Genomic DNA, 3,212 nt, shown 5'->3' on the forward strand with positions numbered 1-3,212 from the left:
TCAATAGGAGACAGGAGACAGGAGACAGGAGACAGGAGACAGGAGAAATGGGAATGAGCGAGGAGATAGGAGCAAGAATTGTTAATTTGGGATTTTTCTGCCCAACTATGCGCCTAAAATACGCTCCTTTTTGAGCATAAAGAGCTGAAAACCAGGCACTTTTGAAAAGCCCCAAAAAGGCACTTGTCTTTATATGTCAATGCTTTTAGATTTAATCAGCAGAGCAATAATTAGGTCGCGCCACCCCGCCTTGACTGGCGAAATATTTTTGGAGCGAAGCTCAAATCTCCGTTACAAAAATAACTTCTGACTTCTGACTTCTGACTTCTGACTTCGTTAATGGGTCGGGGCGGGTTTATCTGAATAATTTGTCACACCATTAACTTAACCCGGAACCCGCCCCTACTATTGCAACATTTTAGGTGTAGAAAAATAGTTAGTCCTCTTCGGGTAATGGTATACAAGAACAAGGGACGTCTGGAACAGGAGCAAGATGCTCCCACTGCCATACATAACAAAAATCATGACAGCACTACCACCGAAAAATGCTCCCATCTCCCATCTCCCCTACTCCCCTACTCCCCCACTCCCCTACTCCCTCTTTAGCCCAAAATATGTCACAATGAAGATATTTTATCCCACCCTGACTATAATATGTCCTCATGTCAAAGGTCTACAGCACTATCGAGCTAATAGATATCCTAGCTGAAGAGCGCCAAGCTTGTCTGCAAGGCCAACGCCTGAATTTGGCAGCAACTCCCCGCACGGGAAACCCAGTAGTTGACCATTTTCTCAAACCAGAAGCTTTCCAAAAGTTTACTGCATATCAAGATTTTAAAGCTGCTGTTCATCGCTATCAAACAGAATATTTGGTCTCTGGTATTGTGTGGCGACAGGTGACAGTTAATGATAAGATTATTAGTTTTCCCGTAGTGCATGAACAATTAATTGCTTTATTGAGCGATCTAGAAATTTTGCAGGCAGCAAAGGTTTCTGTATTAAATTTCTGGAGTCAGGTGACAATGGGGATGGACTTATATTTAAGTGTGGGTAGTGGTCGAGACTTTCGCAAAATAGAAATACAAGAAGTAGAAGCGATCGCTCAACGTACAGAATGGGCAAATATGTTGAAGTGGGAAAAATCTAATTTTCTGGAGATGCTACTACAGTTAGGATGGGGAAAACCAGAGTTAGCAGCTTATCGTCGCGGCTGGCCTAATTCTGGAAGTGAGTATATTCATGCTGTGAAACCAGGGAAGCAACCTATTTGTTAAAAAAGCGGTCAGCGGTAAACGTTATATAGTGGTGATGCGTAAGTCCTGATGGTATTTTTCAGGCTGAAAAATTACCATATACCTCATATCGGGTTATCACCCACTTTTTATTCTGCTGTGCATGACTTGCAAAACTGAGTTCCAGAACTTGTCGTGTAAATCTTTCAAGTTCTTTCATAGGAGCATCATGCGCAGACGTTGGAGAGCCAGGGAGAGGAGGAAGAACCTTTAAGGCTGAGGAACAAACACAGTTGCTACTGTACTGGGGGGACTAATTCCATTACGCTGAACGGAAATATTCATAAAATTTGCAGGAGGGTTCTGGCGATCTACGCGCCAACCAAAAACATCCCCAATAAAGGTAGCTAGATGTCCTCCAAACATATTTCCACTGTTTACCTGTCTAATAGCATTGCTTACCTGTTTATCTGCTTCTGGTGGCAGTGGTCATTTCATAGCAGGACCTGTGGCTCCGGAACCTTCAACTGGTCGGACATTAAGAGGCATAATAATCTCCTTTGTTTTAATTAGTGGTACTTAAACATTTTCTGGTCAAAAAAATACTTCAAACCCACTCTAGACAAGGGAATTACGTCGATGCCCTAAAAATGGCTAGAACCCTTGGTAATTCAGGATTTATACCTTTTTGACGTAAAAGCCTTTACCCGTCTATATTTGAGCCTATTTTCTGGCTCTATTTTGTTTAAGTCCCATTAGCGGTTTTCTTTTCAAGCTACAAATCATGCAAATACCGAGCTTGAGTATGGTCTACAGTTACTAGAGTTCAAGCTTTAATACAAAGTTTAACCAACTCCCCAAATTGTCCATTTATAGTCATCATATTTTGCAGTAATTTGGAGGCTTTGAATTACCTCTTTTGGAACTTTCATTAAAACTCTGGGATTAATAATAACTTCAGTTTTGGGAGTTCCCTTAATTTTTTGAATCACAGTTTGAATATCGTTAATTTCCTGAAGAGCAGCATCTACAGAAGATAAACAGTCTTCCTGAAATTGTTCTTTTGTGTCCTTAACTAGCTTCACTTCCTGAGGATTGTCAGGTTCTTCTACTTCAAGCAGAATTTTAATATTTTCTTGCTTGAACAATTCATCTTCGAGTTTCTTAGTGATACTATTCTTGATTTCAGACTCACTTAAATCATTTTCCGACATAAAAGTTCTGTGGCATAGTCTAAACAAATCCAGATAAGATATTGACTCAAGTCGATTGCGAAATTCTGGAGTAACAATATTTTTTGTCACCCTAGCAGGATCTAAGTTATCAGTGCTAAATTTGTTAGCCTTATTTATTAAAGTTTTGATCGTTTTGTTAATCTTTGGAATCAATTCCTTCACTATTGTCTCTGCTATTTTTCTACAGTTTTCCTGTGTCTTATCCACATCTATAGTAAAACCATCAGACTTAATATCATTGATAATAAATTTCAAATCAAGGCTGATTTCTTTGATCAGCGCAGATGGAACCTCAGAATTTGTCAATACATTGTCATTGTCATCTGTATCTGTATCCCTATTCTTTTGATATTTACGGCTAAGTTGGCTAGAATACTCATTAGCCAAGTCTTGAGCCTCAGACAAATCATTAAGGATAGCACCGACAACTTTGCTAAGTTGCATATCTTCCTGTTAAATTCTATAAATCAAAATTTTTGTGTTTTTCTATGTTTTCCATCTCTTTATTGACTTTTTGCAATACTTCTAGTGCGGGTCTAGACTGATTGCGATCCATGCTTAAGGTCAAGAAACAGGCTGGACATTGAAATGAAGCTTGGTATAGTAAACTTTGGACAGACATTTCAATGAAAAAATTACACCGTGGACAGGGAATCCCTGGAGAGGGTTTTTTTGAAGGATTGATAGACATCTTTTACTGATAATAGTAGGACAAAAAATCTTAAATTGAACAAGAAAAATTTCA

Annotated in this window: 3 protein-coding genes; 1 reads left to right on the top strand and 2 read right to left on the bottom strand. The window is 39.0% G+C overall.

Features of this window, described 5'->3' with window-relative positions; genetic code table 11:
• Positions 1-662: 662 nt before the first annotated feature.
• The gene (locus F6K13_RS25215; RefSeq protein ID WP_124154895.1) at positions 663-1,274 is read left to right on the top strand and encodes a hypothetical protein; all 612 of its coding nucleotides are present in this window, start codon (positions 663-665) and stop codon (positions 1,272-1,274) included.
• Positions 1,275-1,502: 228 nt separating this feature from the next.
• On the opposite strand, the gene F6K13_RS25220 is transcribed toward F6K13_RS25215, so the two are convergent.
• Positions 1,503-1,658, bottom strand: coding sequence for a hypothetical protein (locus F6K13_RS25220; protein WP_161564998.1), 156 nt, complete (start codon positions 1,656-1,658; stop codon positions 1,503-1,505).
• Between the two features lie 419 nt (positions 1,659-2,077).
• Positions 2,078-2,911: a hypothetical protein gene (locus F6K13_RS25225; protein ID WP_124154894.1), complete on the bottom strand. Its 834-nt coding sequence runs from the start codon at positions 2,909-2,911 to the stop codon at positions 2,078-2,080.
• Positions 2,912-3,212: the final 301 nt, after the last annotated feature.

The organism is Okeania sp. SIO2B9 (genome assembly GCF_010672505.1).
Taxonomy (GTDB): domain Bacteria; phylum Cyanobacteriota; class Cyanobacteriia; order Cyanobacteriales; family Microcoleaceae; genus Okeania; species Okeania hirsuta.